Annotated in this window: 23 protein-coding genes; 9 read left to right on the top strand and 14 right to left on the bottom strand. The window is 60.8% G+C overall.

The genetic code is table 11. The features are described from left to right. Positions 1-91: 91 nt before the first annotated feature. Positions 92-295: a cold-shock protein gene (locus tag ABNW52_RS09815; RefSeq protein WP_174874128.1), complete on the bottom strand. Its 204-nt coding sequence runs from the start codon at positions 293-295 to the stop codon at positions 92-94. 262 nt (positions 296-557) lie between these two features. On the opposite strand from ABNW52_RS09815, the gene ABNW52_RS09810 reads away from it, so the two are divergent. From ABNW52_RS09810 to ppnP, 3 genes are all read left to right on the top strand, one after another. Then, the gene (locus ABNW52_RS09810) at positions 558-1,697 is read left to right on the top strand and encodes an HD-GYP domain-containing protein (RefSeq protein ID WP_349586989.1); all 1,140 of its coding nucleotides are present in this window, start codon (positions 558-560) and stop codon (positions 1,695-1,697) included. A 100-nt stretch (positions 1,698-1,797) separates the two neighbouring features. Continuing rightward, positions 1,798-2,643: an SPFH domain-containing protein gene (locus tag ABNW52_RS09805; RefSeq protein ID WP_349586987.1), complete on the top strand. Its 846-nt coding sequence runs from the start codon at positions 1,798-1,800 to the stop codon at positions 2,641-2,643. 91 nt (positions 2,644-2,734) lie between these two features. Further along, positions 2,735-3,046, top strand: coding sequence for a pyrimidine/purine nucleoside phosphorylase (ppnP, locus tag ABNW52_RS09800; protein WP_349586984.1), 312 nt, complete (start codon positions 2,735-2,737; stop codon positions 3,044-3,046). Positions 3,047-3,094: 48 nt separating this feature from the next. Here the strand turns inward: ppnP and ABNW52_RS09795 are convergent, their stop codons facing one another. The 3 genes from ABNW52_RS09795 to ABNW52_RS09785 form a co-directional block, all read right to left on the bottom strand. Further along, on the bottom strand, positions 3,095-4,078 hold the full coding sequence (locus ABNW52_RS09795; protein ID WP_349586982.1) for a potassium channel family protein: 984 nt from the start codon (positions 4,076-4,078) through the stop codon (positions 3,095-3,097). Positions 4,079-4,194: 116 nt separating this feature from the next. Continuing rightward, complete coding sequence (locus ABNW52_RS09790; RefSeq protein WP_349586980.1) at positions 4,195-4,515, bottom strand: DUF2249 domain-containing protein; 321 nt, start codon at positions 4,513-4,515, stop codon at positions 4,195-4,197. A 73-nt stretch (positions 4,516-4,588) separates the two neighbouring features. After that, the gene (locus ABNW52_RS09785) at positions 4,589-5,320 is read right to left on the bottom strand and encodes a Crp/Fnr family transcriptional regulator (protein ID WP_349586977.1); all 732 of its coding nucleotides are present in this window, start codon (positions 5,318-5,320) and stop codon (positions 4,589-4,591) included. Between ABNW52_RS09785 and ABNW52_RS09780 the strand changes: the two genes are divergently transcribed. Both ABNW52_RS09780 and ABNW52_RS09775 read left to right on the top strand, forming a co-directional pair. After that, positions 5,319-5,846, top strand: a complete 528-nt coding sequence (locus ABNW52_RS09780; RefSeq protein ID WP_349586975.1) for an Mpo1 family 2-hydroxy fatty acid dioxygenase — start codon at positions 5,319-5,321, stop codon at positions 5,844-5,846. The genes ABNW52_RS09785 and ABNW52_RS09780 overlap by 2 nt on opposite strands. Before the next feature lie 73 nt (positions 5,847-5,919). Then, complete coding sequence (locus ABNW52_RS09775) at positions 5,920-7,173, top strand: Hsp70 family protein (protein ID WP_349586973.1); 1,254 nt, start codon at positions 5,920-5,922, stop codon at positions 7,171-7,173. Between the two features lie 67 nt (positions 7,174-7,240). On the opposite strand, the gene ABNW52_RS09770 is transcribed toward ABNW52_RS09775, so the two are convergent. Genes ABNW52_RS09770 through ABNW52_RS09750 form a run of 5 tightly spaced genes read right to left on the bottom strand, consistent with a single transcriptional unit; the run spans position 7,241 to position 9,926 of the window. After that, positions 7,241-8,020, bottom strand: a complete 780-nt coding sequence (locus ABNW52_RS09770) for a peptidylprolyl isomerase (RefSeq protein WP_349586970.1) — start codon at positions 8,018-8,020, stop codon at positions 7,241-7,243. Between the two features lie 17 nt (positions 8,021-8,037). After that, entirely contained in the window at positions 8,038-8,826 is a 789-nt protein-coding gene (locus ABNW52_RS09765; protein WP_349586967.1) for a peptidylprolyl isomerase, read from the bottom strand. 4 nt (positions 8,827-8,830) lie between these two features. Next, positions 8,831-9,094: a BolA family protein gene (locus ABNW52_RS09760; RefSeq protein WP_349586966.1), complete on the bottom strand. Its 264-nt coding sequence runs from the start codon at positions 9,092-9,094 to the stop codon at positions 8,831-8,833. Continuing rightward, the gene (locus tag ABNW52_RS09755) at positions 9,091-9,393 is read right to left on the bottom strand and encodes a YciI family protein (protein ID WP_349586963.1); all 303 of its coding nucleotides are present in this window, start codon (positions 9,391-9,393) and stop codon (positions 9,091-9,093) included. The genes ABNW52_RS09760 and ABNW52_RS09755 overlap by 4 nt, the downstream gene beginning before the upstream one ends. Further along, positions 9,393-9,926 (bottom strand): septation protein A, encoded by a 534-nt coding sequence (locus ABNW52_RS09750; protein ID WP_349586962.1) that lies wholly within the window; start codon positions 9,924-9,926, stop codon positions 9,393-9,395. The genes ABNW52_RS09755 and ABNW52_RS09750 overlap by 1 nt, the downstream gene beginning before the upstream one ends. Before the next feature lie 171 nt (positions 9,927-10,097). Between ABNW52_RS09750 and ABNW52_RS09745 the strand changes: the two genes are divergently transcribed. After that, on the top strand, positions 10,098-11,030 hold the full coding sequence (locus ABNW52_RS09745) for an exopolyphosphatase (RefSeq protein WP_349586960.1): 933 nt from the start codon (positions 10,098-10,100) through the stop codon (positions 11,028-11,030). On the opposite strand, the gene ABNW52_RS09740 is transcribed toward ABNW52_RS09745, so the two are convergent. Continuing rightward, positions 11,014-11,643 (bottom strand): HAD family hydrolase, encoded by a 630-nt coding sequence (locus ABNW52_RS09740; RefSeq protein ID WP_349586958.1) that lies wholly within the window; start codon positions 11,641-11,643, stop codon positions 11,014-11,016. The two genes, ABNW52_RS09745 and ABNW52_RS09740, sit on opposite strands and share 17 nt — an antisense overlap. On the opposite strand from ABNW52_RS09740, the gene ABNW52_RS09735 reads away from it, so the two are divergent. The 3 genes from ABNW52_RS09735 (at position 11,591) to ABNW52_RS09725 (ending at position 15,391) form a co-directional block, all read left to right on the top strand. After that, positions 11,591-12,370: a nucleotide-binding protein gene (locus tag ABNW52_RS09735; protein WP_349586957.1), complete on the top strand. Its 780-nt coding sequence runs from the start codon at positions 11,591-11,593 to the stop codon at positions 12,368-12,370. The two genes, ABNW52_RS09740 and ABNW52_RS09735, sit on opposite strands and share 53 nt — an antisense overlap. A gap of 192 nt (positions 12,371-12,562) precedes the next feature. After that, the gene (locus ABNW52_RS09730) at positions 12,563-13,513 is read left to right on the top strand and encodes a GMP reductase (RefSeq protein ID WP_349586956.1); all 951 of its coding nucleotides are present in this window, start codon (positions 12,563-12,565) and stop codon (positions 13,511-13,513) included. A gap of 264 nt (positions 13,514-13,777) precedes the next feature. Next, positions 13,778-15,391 (top strand): methyl-accepting chemotaxis protein, encoded by a 1,614-nt coding sequence (locus ABNW52_RS09725; protein WP_349586953.1) that lies wholly within the window; start codon positions 13,778-13,780, stop codon positions 15,389-15,391. A 24-nt stretch (positions 15,392-15,415) separates the two neighbouring features. Here the strand turns inward: ABNW52_RS09725 and ABNW52_RS09720 are convergent, their stop codons facing one another. From ABNW52_RS09720 to lptF, 4 genes are read right to left on the bottom strand one after another with little or no spacing between them, the layout of a single operon-like run. Then, positions 15,416-15,865: a MaoC family dehydratase gene (locus ABNW52_RS09720; RefSeq protein WP_349586951.1), complete on the bottom strand. Its 450-nt coding sequence runs from the start codon at positions 15,863-15,865 to the stop codon at positions 15,416-15,418. A 7-nt stretch (positions 15,866-15,872) separates the two neighbouring features. Beyond that, a complete protein-coding gene (locus ABNW52_RS09715; RefSeq protein WP_349586948.1) occupies positions 15,873-18,449 on the bottom strand; it encodes a [protein-PII] uridylyltransferase in 2,577 nt (858 codons plus the stop codon). Then, the gene (gene lptG / locus ABNW52_RS09710; RefSeq protein ID WP_349586946.1) at positions 18,446-19,522 is read right to left on the bottom strand and encodes an LPS export ABC transporter permease LptG; all 1,077 of its coding nucleotides are present in this window, start codon (positions 19,520-19,522) and stop codon (positions 18,446-18,448) included. Before lptG ends, ABNW52_RS09715 begins: the two co-directional genes overlap by 4 nt. Next, positions 19,519-20,628, bottom strand: a complete 1,110-nt coding sequence (lptF, locus tag ABNW52_RS09705; RefSeq protein ID WP_349586944.1) for an LPS export ABC transporter permease LptF — start codon at positions 20,626-20,628, stop codon at positions 19,519-19,521. The genes lptG and lptF overlap by 4 nt, the downstream gene beginning before the upstream one ends. Positions 20,629-20,695: the final 67 nt, after the last annotated feature.

Genomic DNA, 20,695 nt, shown 5'->3' with positions numbered 1-20,695 from the left:
CTGTTCATGGGCCAGCCTGTGGCCGGCGGCAGCAAAAGCAAAAACCCGGATGCATGCATCCGGGTTTTCTGTCTTCCGAATCAGTGCTGAATTACAGCGGCTGAATGTTGGAAGCTTGCTTGCCTTTCGGGCCATCAACGATGTCGAAGCTTACGCGCTGGTTTTCTGCCAGGGAGCGGAAGCCTTTGGAGTTGATTTGCGAGAAGTGAGCGAAAACGTCATCACCGCCGTTGTCCGGAGTAATGAAGCCGAAACCTTTAGCGTCGTTGAACCATTTTACGGTACCGGTTGCCATGTTCTATTCCCTTATTGAGAAAGCGTTGAGTATGAGAAAAGCGCATGTCAATCAAGGGAAAAGACAAACTGTGGTACGGCGATAGCCTTTACAACAACTGTACAGATCACGACTTGAAAAACTGCAAGTCGCAGTCTGCCTGCGCTTCAGGGTACAAGCAAGTCTTTTTTGCACCAAGTCCATAAAAAAAGTGTGGGCTATGACAACTTGTCATGCAGCAAGTGGGTATTTTTATCATTATGGGTGGGCAGGGCGCTCTATAGTGCAGTCAAAGAAAACGGAGCGGGGATATAAGCCAATGTTGGAGACCATCGAGCACTATCGTATTGAGGATGAAGAAAGTTTTGGTGATTTCCTCTATGCGCTGAACGAGTACGCGCCACGTGCGGCCAACCTATTACAGGCGTTTCGTCAGCAGCCGGCGGAGCAGGCCGTGCTGGCAGAGCTGATGCGGCTTTTTCACACTATCAAAGGCGATGCCGGTTTGTGCCGGCTGTATTTTGTGGAGCCGCTGATACACGCGGCTGAAGATATTCTGGTCCGCATCAAGGCTGGGGAATTGGTGTTTGGGTCCGCACTGGAGCAGGTGTTGCTGCTGGCGGTGGACCGGCTGGAGTTGCTGATGGCCGAGCTCGATAGCGGGCGCGATATCTCCTTGCAGGATTTCAATGCCCTGGTTGCTGAGTTGCAGCAGCTTGGGCAGACCCCGGCCACGTTGGTTGATGCGCAGGCCTGGCTGTTGGTGAAGCGCTTGACCGGCTTTGTGCCGCAGCAGGGGCAAGCCGCCAAGCCGCGCATGGCCACGGCGCTGCAGGCCGCCGACCTGGCGTTCTTCCGTGCGTTGGCGCTGCAATTCGAGCAGCGCTCGGTGTTGTTTCAAGGCCGCACCGAACGCAACCTGTTATTGGCGGCTGCATGCAATCAGGTAGCCGGCTTGCTGATCGACCCGCTGCAGCTGGAGGCGGCGGTATGCATGCACGATGTGGGCATGATGTTCTTGCCGCAAGAGCTATGGCTGCGACAGGGCCGCTTGAGCGAGGAGGAGCGGGTGCAGTTGGCCGCACACCCAGGTTGGGCTGCGGACATATTGGCGCGCATGCCGGGCTGGGACATGGCAGCACGCATCGTGCGGGAGCATCACGAGCGCCCGGATGGGCATGGCTATCCGGCCGGGCTGCGCTCGGAACTAATCTGTGATGGCGCCAAGCTGCTGGCCATTATCGATACTTTTGAGGCCGTGATCCTCAAGCATGGTCAACGGCGACAGGTGCGTTCCTTGCTGCGGGCGGTGGCGGAGGTGAACGCCGGCGAGGCCCAGTTTGACGCGTTGTGGATCGGCCATTTCAACCAGGTGGTACGCAATATGATGGATGCCGGCACCATGCTGCCGCATGTGCGTTAGCTTGCTTTACTCTCCAATGGCATGAAGGTTGGCCGCATGCCGGCATCTGCTTATGATGTCGGCACGCGGCCTTGCCGCATCTTGAACTGGAGTTCCGAATATGGATGTGATGCTGTTGTTGACCCCCTTGCTGGTGCTTGCGCTGGCGGGCTTGCGTATTGTCGGTCAGCAGACGCTGGCGATCGTAGAAACCTTTGGCAAGTTTTCGCGGGTGCTGACGCCCGGATTGAACTGGATTTTCCCGGGTATCCAGCGGGTGGCGAAGGTGATGGATCTGCGGGTGGAAGAGCTGTCGGCGCAAGTGGAGGTGAAAACCCGCGACAACATGTTTGTCAGCCTGCCGGTGGCCATCATGGTGCGTGTGCTGCCGCAGCGGGCGGCCGATGCCTACTATCAGTTGGCCGCACCGCAGGAGCAGGTAAAAACCTGGGTGCTCAATACCTTGCGCTCGTCTACCGCCTCGATGAGCCTGATGAATCTGTACGAAGACCGTGATGAATTGGCGCAGCAGGTGCAAACCAATCTGGCCGAACGCATGGGGGTGTATGGCTATGAAATTGTCAGCGTGCTGATCGACCAGCCAACGGTGTCGGAAGAAGTACAGCATGCGTTTAACAGCGTGATCGCCTCCGAGCGCAAGCGTGAGGCCGCCGTGCAGGAAGCCGAAGCCAAGCGGGCGTTGATTCTGGGGGAGGCGCGGGCCGAGGCCGAGGCGCAGCAGTTGCGTGCCGATGGTCTGGCCAAGGCGCGCGCAGTGTTGGCGCTGAGTCTGACCGAGGCGATTGCCCAGGCGCGTGGCAGCGGTATCGACGAACAGGACATCATGTTGCTGCTACTGGAGACCAACCGGCTGGATACCATCAAGTACGCCAGCGAGAAGGGCAAGCTGGTGCTGATGGACCTGCGCAGCCAGCCGCAGCCGCCAGTACAGATCGGCGTAAATTAAGGCTGGCGAATGGGCATTGACGCTGCAAATGGCGTGCAGGCATGATGCAGTGCAAGAGCCGAAACGGCCGTGCCCAAGACAAGGAGAAATCATGGACCAGTTTGACAATGTAAGCGTGGTAAAGCGCGCAAATGTGTATTTCGATGGCAAGTGTGTCAGCCACACCGTGGTGCTGGCGGATGGTACGCGCAAATCGGTAGGCGTGATCCTGCCGGCCAAGCTGCTGTTCAGTACCGGCGCGCCGGAAATCATGGAAGTGCTGGCCGGCGAGTGCAAGGTGACGCTGGCAGGCGAAAGCGAAGCGCGTAGCTACAAGGGTGGCGATTCTTTCACGGTGCCGGGTGAAAGCAGCTTCCAGATCGAAGTGACCGACACACTGCATTACGTTTGCCACTTCGGCTAAACGCTGGGTGCGCAGACAAAACCGGCCGCAATTGCGGCCGGTTTTGTTTTAGCTGAAGGCGTTCTGCGCGTGCTGCCCGATCACCATCAGCGATTCGTCCCGATGCAGGATGGTGGCGAGCGGCGGGTTGAATTGCACTTCGCCCCCTGGCAGCTCCACCGCGATTACCATCATGTTGCCGGCGGCGATTGGCAGGCATTCGGCAATGCTGCGGCCAACCCACTCGTCCAGCACGGGCAGTACTTCGGCGCGGAAGGCGTGCGGGTAGCGGCTATGCAGCCGTTCGAAAAAGTGCATGGTCTGCGGATTGGCGACCAGTGACGCCATGTTCATGCCGCCAAGATAGGACGGGATCACTACCTGGTTGGCACCCACCGCTTGCAGTTTCTTGCGTGCGCTTTCGGTCTCGGCCTTGGAGACAATGGTGAGCTGCGGATTGAGGCTGCGGGCGGTCACCACCACAAAAGCGTTATTGGCATCCGATGTCAGGCTGGTGATCAAGGCGCGGGCACGCGCGATGCCGGCTGCCAGCAGATTGGCGTCCTCGGTGGCGTCGCCCACGATATACGGTGTGCCGTAGGCGGCCAGCAGCTGTGCGGCGTGCGCTTCGTTCTGTTCGATCACCACGATGTTGTGGCCAGCCTGATGCAGCTCTTCCAGGGCATACAGCCCGCTGCGGCTCAGCCCGCAGATCACGACATGGTTCTCTAGGCGGGAAATCAGCTTGTCCATTTTCTTCTTGCGCAGGTAAACGGGCAGGTCGCCCTGAAACAGCATCAGCGTCAGCGACGACAAGCCGTAGCCAACCACGCCGGTGCCAAAGATGATCAACAGGATGGTGAAGATGCGGCCAACGTTGTCCAGGGCGTGGGTCTCGCCGTAGCCGATGGTCGCCAGGGTAATTACCGTCATGTACAGGCTGTCGAATACCGACCAACCTTCCAGCAGGTGATAGCCCAGCGTGCCCATGACAACCACGGCCATGATCAGGCCAAGCAGGGAAACCAGTTTGAGGGCGAGCGCGCGTCCCATGAAGTGGGTGGTCCAGATGGCAACGCCTGCATTCTAGGTAAAGCCAGTGGCAGGGGAAAGCACTATGCTCAGAAAAGATAAGGGCGGCCACTGGGACCGCCCTTGTCATTGGCAGATCAGCCGCCGGAGCAGCCGCAACCGCCGCCACCACCGCAGCCGCCGGCGTTCTGTTGCGGTGCCGGCTCGGCATCGGCCAGATGGATGCTGAAATCAATCACGACCTGGCTGGCGTCGCGTTGTTGATAGTTGTAACGGATCTGCTCACCGTAGCGCTGCTGGATCTGGCCCAGTAGCGGCAGCGGATCGTGATCGTTGATAAAGCGCATGGTTTCGCCGTGGTGCAGGGCTTCCAGCGCGCCGAAAATGGCAGCATGGCGGAAGCGCTTGGCAACACCGCGGGCATCGAAGGTGAAAACGGTATCGGACAGGGCTTGCATGAGAGTCTCCATCAGGTGATGGTGTAACTGTGCCAGCCGGCCCGTTGCTGCTCCTTGAGCATGGATAAGGAATTTACAGCCGGCCAAAGTCGGCCAGTGCCTGGCGGTTGGCAATGCGTATCCGGCCGCGAGCCAGTTGCAGTAGACCGTTGGCCGCAAGCGTTTGTAAGGCGGCATTGCAGCTTTGCCGGCTGATGCCCAGCATGCCAGCCAGTTCCTCCTGCGATAGCAACAGTTCTGGCAGCTGCTCGCTGCTGAGCAGCCACAGCCGCTGGGCAAGGCGCGATGGAATGTCCAGCAGCGTCTGCTGTGCCAGCCCCTGCATCAAGCGCCGGGTTTTGTCTGCCAGCAGTAGGCCCAGATGGCGCCAGTGCTGCGGTTGCTGTTGCAGCCAGCCCAGCAGCGCGGCTTGTGGTAGCAGCCACAGCGTGCACGGCTGGCTGGCGATGGCGTCATGGGTGCGCGGGCCGTCGTCGAACAGCGCCAGCTCGCCAAACCAGTCGCCTGGCTGCAGCCGTACCAGCGGTGCCTCCTTGCCCAGCCGGCTGACGCAGCTGATGCGCATGCTGCCAGTCAGCAGGCAATACAGCCCGTCCGTCGGTGCGCCGCGGTGGAATAGGAACTGGCCGCTGTCGAGGGCGCGCGCACGGCCCAGTGCCTGCAGCGCCAGTTGCAGCTCGACCGGTGCCGCCGCATACCATGGGCTGGCGGCAAGTGCGGCTGGCGGGTTTGTGTCGCCGTTTTGACAGAATGGCTGGACAGCTGACGGCATGATGGCGATACCGATAACGACAGGAGGCCCCATGAAAACCGTGCTGCAGCAATTAGTCAATTACGCGCGCTATCACCGCGATCCACGCAATATCCGCACCCATTTCATCGGCATTCCCATGATCGTGCTGGCGGTGGCCGGTTTGCTGGCGCGTCCGGCGCTGGCGGGGGTGTCACTGGCCCACCTTGTGGTGGCGCTGCTGGTGCTGTACTACCTGTGGCTGAGCCAGAGAGCGTACTGGGCGCTTGGGCTGTGCATGGCGTTGTTCATGCTGCTGGCGCTGTGGGGCGGGCTGAGGTTGGCCGCATTGCCGCAGGTGACGTGGCTGAGCTGGAGCCTGGGGCTGTTCGTACTGGGCTGGCTGTTCCAGTTTGTCGGCCATGTGTACGAGGGGCGCAAGCCGGCCTTTGTCGATGATCTGGTGGGGCTGGTTATCGGGCCGCTATTCGTGGTGGCCGAGTGGCTATTCCTGCTGGGGGTACTGGGCGAGCTGCAACGCCAAATCGACGCGCAGGCCGGGGCGGTGCGTCGGCGCGAGCACCGCCCGCTGCCTCACTGAATAGCACGAATAATGCCGCCGTCACGGGTGGCTTTCGCTATAATCCCGCTCCTTTGCGCCGGGAGCGGGAGACATGACAGTAAAAGCTTGTGGCGTGGATTTTGGCACTTCCAATTCCACGGTGGGCTGGTGGCGGCCGGGACAGGGGACGCTGCTGGCACTGGAAGACGGCAAAACCACCCTGCCATCGGTGGTGTTCTTCAACGCCGATGAAGACAGCGTCGCCTTTGGCCGCTCGGCACTGACCGAATATCTGGAAGGCTATGAAGGCCGGCTGATGCGTTCGCTCAAAAGCATCCTCGGCACCGGGCTGATGAATGGCCAGACCGAGGTGGATGGTCGGCCGCTGCGCTTTCTGGATTTGCTGTCCTATTTCATCAATTCGCTGAAGCAGCGTGCCGAGACCTCTGCCGGGCGTGGCTTCAGCCAAGCGGTATTTGGCCGCCCGGTGTTTTTTGTCGATGACGACCCGCTGGCCGACAAGTTGGCCGAAGACACCTTGGGCGATATCGCCCGCCGCGCCGGGTTTGCCGAGGTGGCATTCCAGTACGAGCCGATTGCCGCAGCCTTCGACTATGAAAGCCGGATCGCCCGCGAAGAAATGGTGCTGATTGTTGACATTGGTGGCGGTACTTCCGACTTCTCGCTGCTGCGGCTGTCGCCGGACCGGGTGACGCGGATCGAGCGGCTGGACGATATTCTGGCCAATGGCGGCGTGCACATTGGCGGTACCGACTTCGACAAGCAGCTCAGCCTCAAGGCGGTGATGCCGGAGCTGGGCTACCGTACCCGCCTGCGCAACAATGCCGAGGTGCCGTCCAGCTACTATTTCAATCTGGCGACCTGGCACACCATCAACTTTGCCTACAGCCGCAAGGTGTGGTCCGAGCTGCAGGGGGTGTATGCCGATGCGCTGGCGCGGGACAAGCTGGATCGCCTGTTCAATTTGATCAGCAAGCGCGCCGGCCATTGGCTGGCCATCCAGGTGGAAACCGCCAAGATCGCGCTGAGCGACAGCGACAGTACCATGTTGTCGATGCAGGAAATCGAGCATGGGCTGCAGCACCAAGTAAGCCGGGAGGCATTCCACGAGTCCATCGACCAGCTGCTGGGCAGCATCGAAGGTACGATCGGGCGACTGCTGCAGGATGCTCAGCTGCAGGCAGACAAAGTGGATACCATTTTTTTTACCGGCGGCTCCAGCGGCGTGCCGCTGCTGCGCCAGCGTGTGGCGGCGATGTTCCCCAATGCGCGCGCAGTGGAGGGCGATCGCTACGGCAGTATCGGCAGCGGCCTGGCGCTGGATGCTGCGCGACGTTTTGGCTGAGTTGCGGCCAACGTAAGGCAAACAAAAAGCCCTCCGCGTGGAGGGCTTTTTGTTTGGGCGAGGGCACTTACTGAATCTTGGCCTTGGCCTTCAGGTCCTTGATCAGCGCTTCGATGCGCTGGGACTGGATACGCTGCTCCAGTTGCGGATGCAGCTGGTCGATCGACGGTGCGGCTTCGGTCTTCACGTCGTCCAGCTTGATGATGTGGTAGCCGAACTGGGTTTTTACCGGCGTGGCGCTTACCTGGCCCTTGGCCAGTTTCACCATGGCTTCGGAGAACGGTGCCACGAAGGTTGCCGGCTCGTTCCAGCCCAGGTCGCCACCATTGACCTTGCTGCCCGGATCGATGGATTTTTCCTTGGCCAGCGCGTCAAACGGTTTGCCCTTCTTCAGTGCTTCCAGCACCGCCTTGGCTTCTGCTTCGGTTTTCACCAGGATGTGGCGGGCGTGGTAGCTCTTCTTCTCCGGGAACTCGGCCTTCACCTTGTCGTATTCGGCTTTCAGCTGCGCGTCGGTGACCGGATTGGTGCGGATGAATTCCTTGATGTAACGGTTGGCCAGCGACATGGCCTGGGCGTTTTCCATCTCGGCCAGGAAGTCAGCCGACTTGTCTAGACCCTTCTTTACCGCCTCTTGGCGCAGCACTTCGGCAGTCACCAGCTGGTCGGTCACCATTTCCGCCATTTGCGGATTGGCTTGCTGACCCTGCGCTTCCATCATTTTCACCACGGCGTCGATGCGCTGTTGGCTGATGCCGACACCGTTAACGGTCGGGGTAGCCAGCGCGGCAGCGGCGGCGGTAGCCAGTGCGGCGGCAATCAGGGTCTGCTTGAAAAATTTGCTCATTGCTGACTTTCTTTGGGTTATTGAATGTTGGCCTTCTGGCGTAGCTCGCCGACGGCGTCCTGGATCACTTTGTTCTGCAGTTCTTGCGCGATGCGTGGCTTGATGGCTTCCAGCGGCGCGGCCTTGGCGTCGCGGATATCATCCACACGGAAAACATGCCAGCCATGGGTCGATTTCAGCGGTTTGGCGCTGACCTGGCCCTTGGGGATGGCCTTCAGCGCTTCCGCCAGCGGCGGTTCCATGGTTGCCAGGTTGCCCCAGCCCATGTCGCCGCCACGGTTGCGGCTATTGGCATCGATGGACTGCTTGACCAGGGCATCGAATTTGCCGCCTTTTTTCAGTTCGGCAATCACCTTGTTGGCCGCGGCTTCATCCGCCAGCACGATCTGGTGTACCTGTACTTCCTTGGCGCCCTTGAACTGGTTGGCGTAGCGCTCATATTCGGCTTTGATCTGCGCGTCGGTTACCGGGCGGTTTTTTACCGCAGTGGCAAAGAATGCCTGTTGCAGCAGATCCTTGCGCGATTCTTCCAGGGCGCGGATGAATTCCGGGCTCTTGTCCAGGCCGCCCTTGGTGGCCGCTTGCTGTACCAGCTCACGGGTGATCAGGGTCTGGCGCAGTTCTTCGCGCAGGGCCGGGTTGTCCTGCAGGCGGCCATTGTTTTCGCGCACCACCTGGGCGACGACTTTATCCAGCGTGTCCTTGTCGATGACAACACCATTGACGGTGGCAACTGGTACGGCAGCAGCCAAGTTGGCCGCGGCCGCCAGGGTGGCGGCGGCAAGGAGTTTGGTAGTCAGTTTCATGGAATCAGATTTCTTCTGGAGTAAGGGTGCGCATGGACAGCGCATGAATGCCGTGATGCATTAAATCGCCCACTGCGTCATAGACCATACGCTGGCGTTGCAGGCGGTTCTTGCCGGCAAAGGCGGTGGCGACAATCACGATGTCGAAATGGCCGCCGGATTTGGCGCCGGCATGCCCGGCATGGGCGGCGCTATCGTCGGTCACTTGCAGGTGTTCCGGATACAGGCTTTGCAGGCGTTGCTGCAGCAGGGTAGCGATGTCGCTCATGCCGGCAACACCTTCTTGAACGGCTTGACGGTTACCTGGGCATACACGCCGGCGGCAACATACGGATCCGCGTCGGCCCAGCTCTGGGCGGCTTGCAGGCTGTCGAACTCGGCCACGATCAGGCTGCCGCTGAAGCCGGCCGGACCAGGATCGTTGCTGTCGATGGCGGGGAACGGGCCGGCCAGCAGCAGCTTGCCAGCTGCCTGCAGCGCCTGCAGGCGTTCAAGATGCGCCGGGCGGGCGGCCAGGCGCTGTGTCAGGGAATCCGGTACGTCCTGGCCGGTAATGGCGTACAGCATCAGGGAGTTTCCTCGATATATTTGGACAGGTACAGGCTCTGGGCGATAACAAAAATGATCATCAGGCCAAAGCCGCCGAACAGTTTGAAATTGACCCACACTTCTTCGCTGAACTGGTAGGCCACGACGAGGTTGACCGCGCCCAGCAGCAGGAAGAACACGCTCCAGGCAAGGTTGAGCTTTTTCCAGGTGCTATCCGGCAGCGCCATCTGGCTGCCCATCAGCGAGCGCATGCCGATACGACCGGTAAGCTGGCCAATCAGCAGACCGCCACCCATCAGCCAGTACAGCACGGTGGGTTTCCACATGATGAAGTGTTTGTCGTGCAGCAACAGCGTGGCGCCGCCCATGACCACGATCAACGCCAGACTGACCCATTGCATGGTGTCTACTTTGCGGTGTTTGAGCCAGGTAAGGGCAACGATAACCACGGTGGCGCCAATGGCGATCCCGGTAGCGAGAAACATGTCCTTGGTCAGCCAGTAGGCGCCAAAGAACAGCATGACGGGGAACAGGTCGGTAAGGAATTTCATGTGGCGGATTATGCGGTCAGGGCAGGGGCAGCACAAGTCTGACAGGCGTGCCGCGGTTTCGTTCATTTGTAACCAGTTGCTGGTGAATCCCCGGCAATTCCGCCATTCGATAAAAACGCGCACTCTGGCTATGATGAATGCACCTAAGCATGACGATAATTGGAGAAAAGTATGGCGAGTGAGAAATTCCGCTTGGTGACGCGCAGTGATTTTGATGGCCTGGTATGTGCGGTGCTGCTGAACGAGCTGGGCCTGATCGACGACATCAAGTTTGTGCATCCCAAGGACATGCAGGATGGCAAGGTGGACATCGGCCCGCGCGACATTACGACCAACCTGCCGTATGTGCCCGGCGCCCATCTTGCCTTCGATCACCATTTCTCCGAGACCCTGCGCAATGAAGGCGGGCGTGATAACCATGTCATCGACCCGGCGGCACCCTCGGCGGCGCGCGTGGTGTTCAACTACTACGGCGGCAAGGAGCGCTTCCCCAATATCGCCGTGGACATGATGACGGCGGTGGACAAGGCCGATTCCGCGCAGTTCAGCGTGGAAGACATCCTTAACCCGAAGGGCTGGGTGCTGCTCAATTACCTGATGGATGCCCGCACCGGGCTGGGGCGCTTCAAGGATTTTCGTATCAGCAACTACGCGCTGATGATGGACCTGATTCAGTATTGCCGTAATCACTCCATTGACGAAATTCTGGCGTTACCGGATGTGCGTGAGCGGGTCGAACTGTACTTCGAGCACGAAATCCAGGCCAAGGAGCAATTGCGGCGTTGTGCCAGCGTGCAGGGGCATGTGGTGGTGCTGGATTTGCGCAATGAGGCGCTGATCCACCCGATCAACCGCTTTGCCATTTACGCCATGTACCCGCAGGCCAAGGTATCCATCCATGTGATGTGGGGGCTGAACCAGCAAAACACGGTGCTGGCCACCGGCAAATCCATCATCGACCGTAGCAGTCGCTGCAACATTGGCGCGCTGATGCTGGAGTACGACGGCGGCGGCCACGAGGCGGCGGGCACTTGCCAGGTGGCCAACGATCAGGCCGCCACTGTGCTGCAGCAGCTGGTGGCGCGTATCAATGCGGAAGGTTGAGCAGGCGCTGTAGCACTGCCTGCGCGGCAAACAGGTCTTGGCATACCGCCAGGGCCTGTTTTGCTATCTCGGCCGGCGGTTGCTGCAGGTCTGGCACCACGATTACGCGCATGTTGGCCGCCAGTGCGGCCTGGGCGCCGTAGGTCGAGTCTTCCAGTACGATGCAGTGTTCGGGGTGGACTTGCAGGCGCGAGGCGGCTTGCAGGTAGACATCGGGTGCCGGCTTGGTGCGGGCGACTTCATCGCCGGCAATGGTGTGCTCGAAGTAGCGTGCCAGTCCAGTGCGCCCCAGCTTGATGTCGGCCAGTTGCCGTTGGGTGGCGGTGCCCACCGCTCGCGGAATCTGCCGGCTTTCGCACCAGTCCAGCAGCTGGGTAATGCCCGGCTTGAGCGGGATGTCCTGCTGGTGCAGCGCGCGGTGATACTGCTGGCGGCTGAGCGCTTCCAGCTGGCGCGCCTGCGCCTCGTCGCCCAGTTCGGCAATCAGATAGCTCAGGCACAGTGGCATGGCGAGGCCGACCATGGCGTCGATATGCGCTTGCTGCAGCGGTATCGCCAGCATGGCTGCCGCATCGCGCCAGGCGCGTGCCGACAGGCTTTCGGTATCGATCATCAGGCCGTCCATGTCGAAAAGCAGGGCGGCAAAAGAAGTGGGCGTGTTACATTGCATCGTGACAGGTGATGTAGGACATCGCGATAAAAAGAAGGGCAGTATGGCGTATTCGATCCTGATTGCGAATCCCAAAGGGGGGAGTGGCAAATCGACTCTGGCGACCAATCTGGCCGGTTTTTATGCGGCGCAGGGTTCGCGGGTCATGCTGGGCGATGTCGATAAGCAGCAGACCTCGCTGTCCTGGCTGTCGTGCCGGCCGACCCCGCTACCGTATATCGATGGCTGGCAGGTGTCGCCGGGTGAGCCGGCCAAGCCGCCAAAAGGCACCCAGGTGGTAGTGTTGGATAGTCCTGCGGGCCTGCAGGGCAAGAAGTTGGCCGCATTGGTGGCGCGGGTGGATAGGGTGATCGTGCCGATCCAGCCTTCCCCGTTTGATATGTGGGCCAGCCGAGAGTTTCTGGCGCAGCTGCTGCAGGAAAAGGCAGTGCGCAAACAGCGGGCTTTTGTCGGGGTGGTGGGGATGCGGGTCGATCCGCGCACCCGCTCGGCGCGGGATCTGCAGCAGTTTCTGGCCGAGCTGCATGTGCCGGTGCTGGGTTGGCTGCGCGATACGCAGCTATATGTGCAGGCCGCGGCCAGCGGCATGACCTTGTTTGACCTGCCCACCTCTCGCGCGGCGCGGGACTTGGAAGCCTGGCGCGGCATTTTGCAGTGGCTGGATAACTGACGGCGGTGGCTTGACGCCCCGTATCCGCTTCGATAGATTGACAAGGTTTGTGTGCGACAGCTCTGCGGAGCAAGCGCAGGAAGAATTGCAAGCGGAAGCCATGCGGCTTCCGCTTTTTATTTGGGGCCCCCAGTTTTATGTCGCTACTCCGGAACGGCGGCATGCCACCCTGAATACACTTGGAGCACACACATGTTCAACACCGAACTCAATTACGGCGATGTTTATCTGGTACCCCGGAAAACCGTCGTCGACAGCCGCAAGCAGTGCGATACCGCAATCCAGTTCGGGCCACGCCGCTTTGACATGCCGCTGTACGCCTCCAATATGAAGAGCGTGGTGGATGCCGAAACCTGCGAATACTTCGCCCGCCATGGCTGGTTTTACACCATGCACCGTTTCAATATGGACATCGTGGGCTTTGTGCGTGACATGCAGGCCAAGGGCCTGTTTGCCTCGATCAGCATCGGCGTAAACGACGATACGCTGGAACAGTTGGCCGCATTGCAGGCTGCCGGGCTGGTGCCCGAGTACATCACTCTGGACGTCGCCAATGCCTGGTGCGTGAAGGCAGAGCGCATGATTCGCCACGTCAAGCAGCAGTTTCCGGGCAGTTTTCTCATTGGCGGCAATATCGCCACCGCCGATGCTGCGCGCGATCTGCAGGCCTGGGGTTGCGATGCGATCAAGGCCGGCATTGCCGGCGGCCGGGTGTGCATCACCAAGAACAAGACCGGCTTTCATCGCCCGATGATTTCCACCGTGCGTGATTGCGCCGCCGCGGTAACGGTGCCGGTGATCGCCGACGGCGGCATCGTCGAGCATGGCGATGTGGCCAAGGCGCTGGCATGTGGCGCCAGCATGGTGATGGCCGGCTCGCTGTTTGCCGGTTACGACGAGTCGGCCGGCGAGATCGTCGAAATCAATGGCAAGCACTACAAGGAATACTTCGGCAGCGCCTCGCAGTTTAATAAAGGCGAATACAAGAACGTCGAGGGCAAGAAGATTCTGGTCGAATACAAGGGCTCGATGGCGCGGCTGCTGGTGGAGTTGAAAGAAGACCTGCAGTCGTCGATCAGCTACGCCGGCGGCAAGGATTTGCTGGCGCTGCGCGCGGTGGAAATGATTATCGTGGCCCGTTAAACGATAAAAGGTTGGCCGCATGCGGCCAACCTTTGTCCTTACGCGCCGTCGCCGCTGCACGTCGGCAGGTCGCAATAATGAAACCGCAGTTTGTCGGTCTTGGCATGATGCTGACAATGCCCACTGGATGCCCGCCAGATGCAGTTGGTTGGAAAGCGCGGCAGCCTTCGCTATACCCAAGCAAACACCGTATTTAGCAGTGGGCTTGATTAGCGTTGTTTGATAATCTTGCCGTCAACACGCACACATCATTAAGAAACCATTATGAAAATCAATATGCCGGTAACGGCCAACGAACTGTTTCTTGATCCTGCCCGCCCGATTGTTACCAAGACCGACCTGAAAGGCGCCATTACCTACGCCAACCGCGCCTTTATCGATATCAGTGGCTACAGCGAAGAAGAGCTGCTGGGCCGCAATCACAATGTCGTACGTCACCCGGACATGCCGCCAGAGGCGTTTGCCGATTTGTGGGACACCATCAAGGAAGGCAAGCCGTGGCGCGGGCTGGTAAAAAACCGGGCCAAGAGTGGCGATTTTTACTGGGTGGAAGCCTATGTCACGCCGTTGACCGAGCATGGCAAGCTGATTGGTTATATTTCGGTGCGCAGCACGCCCAAGCGCGATGAAATCGCGGCGGCCGAAGCGTTTTACCAGCAGTTGCGCAACAAGCAGGAGGCGATGCCGTCGACGCTGAAGGCACTGCTCAAGCGCCCGGATTCCGGTCGCGCCGGGTTCGTGCTGACCGGTATCTTCAGTGCCGGGCTGCTGTTTGCGGCAGTCTGCCCGGGGTTGGCCGATGTGGTGCGCCAGGTGGTTGGCGGGGTCAGCTTTGTGGGCCTGGGGGCGGCGTCCTACTGGTGGCGTCATCGTGAAGGCGTTGTGATGGAACGCATCCACCATGGTTTCATGGCCCTGTCGGAAGGGCGGCTGGAGCACCCGCTGCGTACCCATCTTGGCGGGCAGCTGGGTGCCATGATGGATAGCCTGGAGGGGCTGCGTCTGCATCAGCGCGCGCTGGTGGCCGACAGCCTGTCTGCTGGTGGCCTGACCTATCAGCAGGCGCGCAGTCTGAGCGGCGAGGTGGAAGGCCTGGTGGCGCGGGCACGTGAGCAGGGCACTGGCCTGCATCACATCAGCACCAGCATGGAGGAGATCAGCGGCAGCGTGGCGCAGGTGGCGGCCATGGCTGAGCAAAGCGAGCAGGGGGCGGATGCCACCCGGCAGGCAGCCACCACCGGGCAGGCGGTGATGCAGACGGCAGCAGACGCCGCGGTGCAGGCGGTGGATTCGGTGCATCGTTCCAAGGCCGACTTGCTGCAGCTGGAGCAGGCGATGGGCAAGATCAGCAGCATGACCGACCTGATCCATGAAATCGCCGAGCAGACCAACCTGCTGGCGCTGAATGCCGCCATCGAGGCGGCGCGTGCCGGCGAGATGGGGCGTGGCTTTGCCGTGGTGGCCGATGAAGTGCGCAAGCTGGCCGAGCGCACCGCGCAGGCCACCGATGGCATTACCGAGACCGTGCAGCATATCGTGGCCATCACCGACAGCGTCAGCGGCAATATGGACCAGTCGGTTATCGAGGTGGGACAGGTCAGCAACGAGATTCGCCAGTCGGGCGAGCATCTGCAGAATCTGCTGCAGATCGCCGATCAGGCGCGACAGTTTGCGCACACGCTGGTTGAGCAGATGGCGCAGCAGTCCTCGTCGGTGCATCAGGTGGCTGCTTCGGTTGAGCAGCTGGCGATGCTGGGCGAACAGAATGTCGCCACCGCGGATGCAGTGCTGGGTAGTTCGCAGCACCTGGAGTTGGCCGCATCCGATCTGGACAAGCTCACCCGCGATTATCGCAAGTGGCACAACAACGGCCGCTGAGCGGCAACCGTTGACTGACGACGATCAGGGCTGGCGCACCGCCACCCAGATCGCCGTTTCCAATGACATCACTTCTTCTTGCTGCTGATTGCGCGTAACCCAGCGCAGTTTCACCACGCCAAAGTCCGGCTGCGAGCCGGAACGTTTCCCCGACAGCACTTCCACGCTGGCCTGCAGCGTGTCACCGGCCCGGGTTGGCCGCGGCCAGCGCATCTTGTCGACCCCCATGCCGATCAGGCCATTGGCGACGCTGCGGCCAAATTCACTTTCCACCACCAGACGCATGGTGAGGCTGCTGGTATGCCAGCCGCTGGCCGCCAGGCCGGCAAACACGCTGTCCTCGGCGCGGGTGTTGTCGGTATGGAAATACTGCGGGTCATACTGATGGGCAAAGGCGTGAATATCCTGCTCGCTCAGCGTGACGCTGGCGGTGTGAAAGCGCAGGCCGGGGGTAAGGTCTTCGAAATAGAGCATGGCGGGTCTAGATGCGCAGGCTGTTGATCAAATCGTTTTCCAGCGCCAGCAGGGTCCTGTCGTCTCCCAGGCAGGCGGACGACAGCAAGAACGAGTCTTCCACCCGTCCACCCAGTGTCATGATCTTGGCCGAATCGACGCTGACCCGGTAATCGGACAGCACCTTGGCGATGCGGGCCAGCAGCCCGGGGGAGTCTGCAGCGGTGATCGACAGCACATAGTGCCGACCCTTGTCGTCCGGGCGGATCAGCACCTGCGGGCGGATCGGGAAGTGCTTCTGGTGGCGGTTCAGGCGGCCCTTGGGTGGTAGCTGGATCGGGTCCTGTCGCTGCAGCGTGGCGGCCAGTTCGAACTCGATGAAGTTGATCAGGTCGCGGTAGTTGCTGTCGTGGTATTCCGGCAGGAACACATGGAAGGTGTCCAGCGCGTAGTTGTGGCGCGTAGTGTAGATCTTGGCGTCGGCGATGCTGTAGTTGTGGCGGCCCAGAAAGGCGCAGATACGGGCAAACAGCTCCGGCTGGTCCGGGGTGTAGACCAGCAGCTGCAGGCCGTCCTTGTTGTCGTCCAGCAGGCGGGCGCGCACTACCGGCTCGGTGGTGTGCAGGCAGCGATTGAGCAGACGGGTGTGCCAGGCGATCTCGCGCGGTTCATGGCGCAGGAAGTACACCATGTCCAGCTGCGCCCAGAATGCCTGTTCGGCGCCTTCCGGCACAGTGTTCAGGCGCAGCAGTTTGCGGGCTGCGGTCTTGCGTTCTTCCAGTTCGGAGTCGGCATTGATCTGGCCGCCGCGGGTCAGCGTGCGCAGCGTGGCGTGGTAGAGGTCTTCCAGCAGCTTGGCTTTCCACGCATTCCACACCTTGGGGCTGGTGCCGCGAATGTCGGCCACCGTCAGGATGTAGAGTGCGGCCAACCAGCGCGGATTTCGGGCCAGGTCGGCAAATTGCTGGATGGTAGCCGGGTCGTAGATGTCCTGTTTTTGCGCAATGCTGGACATGGTGAGGTGGTGCTGCACCAGCCAGATCACCAGCTCGCGGTCGTCGCCGGCAATGCCGTGCGTGTCACAGAACTGCGCCGCGTCGGCCATGCCCAGCTGCGAGTGGTCACCGCCACGGCCCTTGGCGATGTCGTGCAGCATGCCGGCGATGTACAGCAGCTCTGGCTTGTCGAAATCACCAATCAGTCGTGACAGCAGCGGGTATTCATGGTTGAACTCCGGCACCGCGAAGCGGCGCAGGTTGCGCACCACCATCAGGATGTGTTCGTCCACGGTGTAGACATGGAACAGGTCGTGCTGCATCTGACCGATGATGCGACCGAACGCCGGCCAGTACTTGCCCAGCACGCCGTACAGGTTCATGCGCCGCAGGGTGCGGGTCAGGCCGCGTCCTTCGCGGAACAGCTGCATGAACAGCTGCAGGTTTTGCGGGTCGTGGCGGAAGCGCTCGTTGATCTGGCGGCGGGCATGCCATAGCGCGCGCAAGGTGCGTGGTGCCATGCCGTTCAGGCTGTGGCGCTGCATGTGCAGGAAGGCCAGCAGGATGGTGGCTGGCTCGCGGTCGAACACGTCGCTGTCGTAGATGCCCAGCATGTTGTTGACGCTGTAGAAGTGCTGGTCCAGCTGCTGGGTGGTGCGCGGCACGTCGCACAGCAGGCGCGCGCGCAGATTGGGCAGCAGGATGCCGTTGAGCTGGCTGACGTTCTTGGCGGATTTGTAATACAGCTGCATCAGCTGTTCGCTGGCGCGCTTGGCCTTGTTGTCGCTCAGGCCGCCCATGGTGGCCACCTGCTGCTGCAGATCGAAGATCAGCCGGTCTTCGCGGCGCCGCGCCGCCAGATGCAGGTCGATGCGGACCTGCTCCAGCTGGCGTTCACTGTAGCGGATCAGGCGTGCTTCCGACGGGGTGAGAATCTCGTTGCGGGTCAGTGAGTCCCAGTTCTGGCCCACGCCGATGGCCTTGCTGATCCACAGAATGGTGTGCAGGTCGCGCAGGCCGCCCGGGCTTTCCTTGACGTTGGGTTCCAGGTTACTGGTGACGCCGAAATGCTTGGTGTGGCGCTGCTGCTGTTCCAGCAGCTTGCCTTCCAGGAACGCCAGCGGGTCGCGATGTTTTTCCACCGCGGCATTCAGCTGCTGATAGAGCGCCGGGTTGCCGGCCAGCAGGCGGTTTTCCAGCAGCGTGGTTTCGACGGTAATGTCCTGTGCCGCTTCGCTCAGGCACTGCTGCACCGTGCGCACGCTGTGGCCGACCTCCAGGCCGATGTCCCACATCGCGCCGATGAAGTCTTCGACGAAACCGTTCAGGCTTTGCGAGGTGGCTTCCGGCAGCAGCAGCAACAGGTCGATGTCGGAGTGCGGGAATAGTTGGCCGCGGCCGTAACCGCCTACCGCCAGCAGGGCCGCGCGCTGCCCCATGCCCAGTACTTCCCATGCCGAGCGGATGATGCCGTCGACCAGCTGGCCATGCCGCAGCAGGTAGTCGCGGGCATTGCGGCTGGTGCGGTAGTCGGCGGCCAGCGCCTCACGCCCTTGCTGCAGGGCCTGTCGCCAGCGTTTGCAATGGGCGTTGCGGCTGTCGGAGCTCATCTTCGTTCCTGTCGCGAGATGGCGGCCACCCCTGCGGCAAGAAACAGCAGGGTGGGCAGGGTGGCCGAAATGATCGGATTCCAGTTGTACAGCAGGCCCATGTGCCCAAACAGCCGGTTGCTGAAGTGGAAGGCGATGCCGATGCAGATGCCGGCAAACAGCTTGATGCCCAGGTCGTTATGGCGGCCGTTCAGCGGGGTGAAGGCCAGTGCCACCATGGCCATGGAGATGCAGGCCAGCGGATAGAACAGCTTGCTCCACAGTGCGATCTCGTAGCGCTGGGTTTTCTGGCTGTTGTTGCGCAGGTGCTCGATATACGTCATCAGGTCCAGCGCCGACATCTGTTCCGGCACCACCAGCAGTACCGACAGCAGTTCTGGCTGCAGGATGGAGTGCCAGTTCATTTCGGCGATGCGGCCAACTTTGACGCTGTCGGCGCCAAGATCGGACTGTCGCACGTTCTGTAGTCGCCACTCCTGGCTGTCCGGCAGGTACTGGGCGCGCTCGGCATAGCGGATGCGCGTCAGGCGGTAGTCCTTGTCATAGGTCTGGATGCGGATGCCGAGCAGGGTGTTGTCCGGCAGCATCTCGCCGATGTTGATGATGTTGTTGTCGTCCTTGACCCACAGGCCGGAGCGGAATTCCTGCGCCACCAGCGAGTGGGTGGCGTGCAGCTTGATCCGTTCCGCCTGCTGCTCGGCATAGGGGGCGCCGAATTCGCCCAGAAGCAAGGCGATGATGGCGATGACGCCACCGAACAGCAGCTTGGTGCTGGCGATATTGCGCAGCGACACGCCGCTGGTGCGGATGGCGGTGTATTCCGAGCTGCCTGCCAGTTGCGACATGGCAACCATGGCACCGATCAGTACCGCCAGCGGCATCAGTTCATAGGCATGGCCAGGCGCCTGCAGCAGCACATAGGTAATCAGCGTGCCGGCATGGAAGTTGCCCTTGCCCAGGCTGGGCAGCTGCTGGATGGCATCGAAGAAACCGTACAGGCCCAGCAGACTGATCAGCACAAAGACGGTGGCGGCGGTAAAGCGGCGCAGCAGATAGTTGCGGATCAGCTTCATGCGGATTGTCTCCGCAACAGGTTTTTCAGGCGTTGCAGCATGGGGCGGGCCGGTCGGTTGTGGTAGTGCAGCAGCAGCAATGCCAGTGCCAGCATGAACAAGTGGGCGGGTAGGATGCCCAGCGCGGTGGGAATCTTGCCGCTGGAAATGCTGTCGCGCAGCAGCCAGAGCAGGTTCTGGTACAGCAGATAGGCGCCCAGCGCAAAGATCAGGTTGTAGGCGTGGCCGGAGCGCGGGTTGTAGTGGCTCAGCGGAATCGCCAGCAGCGCCAGGATCAGGCCACACAGTGGCAGTGACAGACGCCAGGCCAGCTCGGCCTTGTCGGCCGGATTGCTGCTGCCAAGCAGTTCCAGCGTCGGCCGGCTCTCACTGTCGATTGTCGGGCGCGCCAGTTGGCCCGCCTCGGTGATCTTGACGGTGTAGCGCTTGAATTCCAGTACCTCGAAGTTGCCATTGCCGGGCTCGCCGGTATAGCGGCGGCCATCCTGCAGTATCAGGATGCGGTTACCCTCTTCGTCGGTGCTGACTTGGCCTTCCTTGGCGAAAATGGACGATACCTCACCGTTACGGGTGACCTGTACGAACACATTGCGCGTGGCGCCGGACAGCACCGAGTAACTTTCAATGAAGTACACGCGGTCGCCGCTTTGCGATTCCTTGAAGATGCCGGGGGACAGCGCGGTCATGTCTTCGCGCTGTTTCATGGTCTCGGCGTACTCCTTGCTGCGCTGTGTCGCCCACGGCTCGACGATGGTAGTGCCGGCGGCAATCAGCAGGCACAGGGGCAGGGCAAAGCGCATGACCGGAGCGATCCAGTCGGTCAGCGACTTGCCGCTGGCCATCCAGACCGCCATTTCCTGCTCGCGCGACATGCGGGTCAGCACCACGATGACGCTGACAAAAATTGTCAGAATCATCAGCACCGGGAAAAACCCGATGGACCAGAAGCCGATCAGGGCAAAAATGGCATTACTGGCAATCAGGCCCTGGGCCGCCCGTCCCAGCATGTTAATGGTCTGGGTGGAGAGTAATATCGCAAATAAAACGGAAAAAACGCCGATACTGGTATAAGTCAGCTCGCGGCTGAGGCTTTTTTGAAAAAGCATAAAAACGGGCCTGTTTTGACAATCCGTCGGTAGGGTAGTGATAATTGGAAAGGTTTCAATCGATTGA

The sequence above is a fragment of the Vogesella oryzagri genome (assembly GCF_040148885.1).
In the GTDB taxonomy this organism is placed as follows: domain Bacteria; phylum Pseudomonadota; class Gammaproteobacteria; order Burkholderiales; family Chromobacteriaceae; genus Vogesella; species Vogesella oryzagri.
Note: the sequence above shows the minus strand (reverse complement) of the source record. Positions and strands in the feature narration are given on the sequence as shown.

Coding starts and splice junctions, on each gene's coding strand:
- ABNW52_RS09745 (WP_349586960.1), top strand. CDS start 10,098: ATGGCGAGTGAGAAATTCCGCTTGGTGACGCGCAGTGATTTTGATGGC.
- ABNW52_RS09815 (WP_174874128.1), bottom strand. CDS start 295: ATGGCAACCGGTACCGTAAAATGGTTCAACGACGCTAAAGGTTTCGGC.
- ABNW52_RS09730 (WP_349586956.1), top strand. CDS start 12,563: ATGTTCAACACCGAACTCAATTACGGCGATGTTTATCTGGTACCCCGG.
- ABNW52_RS09715 (WP_349586948.1), bottom strand. CDS start 18,449: ATGAGCTCCGACAGCCGCAACGCCCATTGCAAACGCTGGCGACAGGCC.
- ppnP (WP_349586984.1), top strand. CDS start 2,735: ATGGACCAGTTTGACAATGTAAGCGTGGTAAAGCGCGCAAATGTGTAT.
- ABNW52_RS09735 (WP_349586957.1), top strand. CDS start 11,591: ATGGCTGCCGCATCGCGCCAGGCGCGTGCCGACAGGCTTTCGGTATCG.
- ABNW52_RS09765 (WP_349586967.1), bottom strand. CDS start 8,826: ATGAAACTGACTACCAAACTCCTTGCCGCCGCCACCCTGGCGGCCGCG.
- ABNW52_RS09740 (WP_349586958.1), bottom strand. CDS start 11,643: ATGATCGATACCGAAAGCCTGTCGGCACGCGCCTGGCGCGATGCGGCA.
- ABNW52_RS09725 (WP_349586953.1), top strand. CDS start 13,778: ATGAAAATCAATATGCCGGTAACGGCCAACGAACTGTTTCTTGATCCT.
- ABNW52_RS09750 (WP_349586962.1), bottom strand. CDS start 9,926: ATGAAATTCCTTACCGACCTGTTCCCCGTCATGCTGTTCTTTGGCGCC.
- ABNW52_RS09785 (WP_349586977.1), bottom strand. CDS start 5,320: ATGGGGCCTCCTGTCGTTATCGGTATCGCCATCATGCCGTCAGCTGTC.
- ABNW52_RS09795 (WP_349586982.1), bottom strand. CDS start 4,078: ATGGGACGCGCGCTCGCCCTCAAACTGGTTTCCCTGCTTGGCCTGATC.
- lptG (WP_349586946.1), bottom strand. CDS start 19,522: ATGAAGCTGATCCGCAACTATCTGCTGCGCCGCTTTACCGCCGCCACC.
- ABNW52_RS09770 (WP_349586970.1), bottom strand. CDS start 8,020: ATGAGCAAATTTTTCAAGCAGACCCTGATTGCCGCCGCACTGGCTACC.
- ABNW52_RS09760 (WP_349586966.1), bottom strand. CDS start 9,094: ATGAGCGACATCGCTACCCTGCTGCAGCAACGCCTGCAAAGCCTGTAT.
- ABNW52_RS09775 (WP_349586973.1), top strand. CDS start 5,920: ATGACAGTAAAAGCTTGTGGCGTGGATTTTGGCACTTCCAATTCCACG.
- lptF (WP_349586944.1), bottom strand. CDS start 20,628: ATGCTTTTTCAAAAAAGCCTCAGCCGCGAGCTGACTTATACCAGTATC.
- ABNW52_RS09780 (WP_349586975.1), top strand. CDS start 5,319: ATGAAAACCGTGCTGCAGCAATTAGTCAATTACGCGCGCTATCACCGC.
- ABNW52_RS09790 (WP_349586980.1), bottom strand. CDS start 4,515: ATGCAAGCCCTGTCCGATACCGTTTTCACCTTCGATGCCCGCGGTGTT.
- ABNW52_RS09755 (WP_349586963.1), bottom strand. CDS start 9,393: ATGCTGTACGCCATTACCGGCCAGGACGTACCGGATTCCCTGACACAG.
- ABNW52_RS09805 (WP_349586987.1), top strand. CDS start 1,798: ATGGATGTGATGCTGTTGTTGACCCCCTTGCTGGTGCTTGCGCTGGCG.
- ABNW52_RS09720 (WP_349586951.1), bottom strand. CDS start 15,865: ATGCTCTATTTCGAAGACCTTACCCCCGGCCTGCGCTTTCACACCGCC.